Source organism: Stutzerimonas sp. LR2 (assembly GCF_055755175.1).
Map to the genome: position 1 here is coordinate 1 of NZ_JBVTRR010000017.1, position 1,875 is coordinate 1,875.

Below are 1,875 nucleotides of genomic sequence, written 5' to 3' on the forward strand. Positions count from 1 at the left end.
CAAGCCTCAGAAAACGTATAAGCCGATGGGTAACGTGTTCATGACCCATTGGCAGGGATTAACACTGACAATCCCGTCTGACGTCGATTGGTGGATTAAGGCTCAATCCAACGGCATTGGAATGCGTCGTATCGACCAAAGAGTCCAGTTTATAAAGCATGGGGAATATGTGGAGGTGAATCTGAGGGTCGAAATGGCAATTATCATCCGCATAAACCCTGAGTTTTCACCCGAGTTCGACGCTGCCACACATGCTTAGCGTCCGATCATGAAGTGGGCTTCCCAAACCTACGATACCCCTTAATGCCCATCCCCCTCGATGGGCATTTTTTATGAGAAAAATCATCGCGTAATCACTTCGTCAGCGGTCAATCCCATGCTTGAATAATTGGGTAAGCAAAATGAATAAACCAAGGAAATTGCGATGATCCCATTACTGAATGCAAACGAAAAACGCGCTGAAAACCATTTGGCTTCAGCTATCCGCTTCAACGGTTCCGTTTTGACTGTCCGCGAGTGGATTGACGCGCTGATCGCGCAAGGCTACAAACCACACGCCAAGGCTGTCCTGAAGGGCAAAGAAGCCAGCCGCATGCAGATGCACCGCTGGGACAATAGCCAGCAAACTGAGCACATGAAGAAACGTGCTCAAGCAGGCACAAAAATCGAATACACGATGTCGCACGATGAAAGCGGCAGTTTCTACGACCTGAAAAAGTTTGCGTATGACTATGCGGTGTCGCAGATAGGTATGCAAAGCGCTGAGCCAGAAGACCGCTGCTTCATTGTTTTTGCTATCCCGCAGTTACGTCGGGGAGCAGACTATCAGCGCTGTGTGGCCGCATACAAACCGGAACTTGTAGAGAGCGAGCAACGCGCATTAAGCGTGCTCCGTTGTGATTTCCCGCCAGCGCGGATCTTGTGGTTTGGGGTGGCAAAGACTCAAGAGCAAGCTTTTGCACTGGCGGAGGCTATTCCGGCATAAGGGGTTACCCATTCAACACTGAGGCCTGTACTGAACTGTGCAGGCTTTTTTTGTTCGCAAAGCGTCGGCCTTTATTGTGGATAATAAAAGTATCTTTTTTAAAATCATCACCAGTGTATCTTCCTGGAAAATGAGATGAAAACTGCCTTATTCCTTACCCTGTTTCTGCCCGCTATTGCCTTCGATAAGCCACTGTTTATCGGTGACAGCTTGACCTATACCCTTGCCACCAGTGCAAAGAAATATATCCCGGTAGACGGCCTTTATAAGGATAGTACGGGACTTACAGATCGCAGTGCGGTGAAGTGGAACGATTATGTCCAAACGATGAGTTTTCAGGACTATGAGACCGTGGTTATTTCATTAGGGGCTAACGATGGTATTGGTGCTAACCAAATCACGAGCTATCAGCAGAAGGCAACTCGGTTTATCCGGCAAATCCAGCAGAGCAACCCCAGCACGTCGATTATCTGGATATTGCCACCCGTGATGAAGAACCCGACCACGGAAGCCGCGCTGGTGAATACCCGAAAGGCAATCCGTCTGGCAGTCGATGAAACACAAATCGCCTCTTTCGACCCCGAGGTCGCTATTGGACGTCAATTTACCCTTACCGTGAATGATGTGCAGGTGCGAACCCATGATGGTATCCATTACACGAGCAAAGGTAGTGATTTGATAATTGGGCGTCTATTAACCAGTAAATAAACAAGCAGGGGGAGATTTATTTTATCTTGAACCCCTTTGTCGGCGCTTCACATGTGGGATGATCTTCTTATCGAACCAACTCTGGGTTTAAAAGGAAGATTCATGGGGGCCAACCGTAGAAACAAGTTTGGGGTCAGCCGTCGCTTTGCTGTCCGTTATGACCGGGTAAATTGACGTCCAAT

Annotated in this window: 3 protein-coding genes; all 3 read left to right on the top strand. The window is 48.4% G+C overall.

Annotated features, from left to right (window positions below):
- The coding region (locus ACVRRC_RS21640; protein WP_472997529.1) for a hypothetical protein at window positions 1-259 on the top strand (259 nt) is incomplete at its 5' end.
- Between the two features lie 165 nt (window positions 260-424).
- Window positions 425-985 carry a hypothetical protein gene (locus ACVRRC_RS21645; protein WP_472533418.1) on the top strand — a complete coding sequence of 187 codons (561 nt, stop codon included), beginning with the start codon at window positions 425-427 and terminating at the stop codon, window positions 983-985.
- A 135-nt stretch (window positions 986-1,120) separates the two neighbouring features.
- Complete coding sequence (locus ACVRRC_RS21650; protein ID WP_472533419.1) at window positions 1,121-1,693, top strand: DUF459 domain-containing protein; 573 nt, start codon at window positions 1,121-1,123, stop codon at window positions 1,691-1,693.
- Window positions 1,694-1,875 lie beyond the last annotated feature (182 nt).

What these genes read in the sequence shown, in the direction of transcription:
- ACVRRC_RS21650 (WP_472533419.1), top strand. Translation starts at nt 1,121, where the DNA reads ATGAAAACTGCCTTATTCCTTACCCTGTTTCTGCCCGCTATTGCCTTC.
- ACVRRC_RS21645 (WP_472533418.1), top strand. Translation starts at nt 425, where the DNA reads ATGATCCCATTACTGAATGCAAACGAAAAACGCGCTGAAAACCATTTG.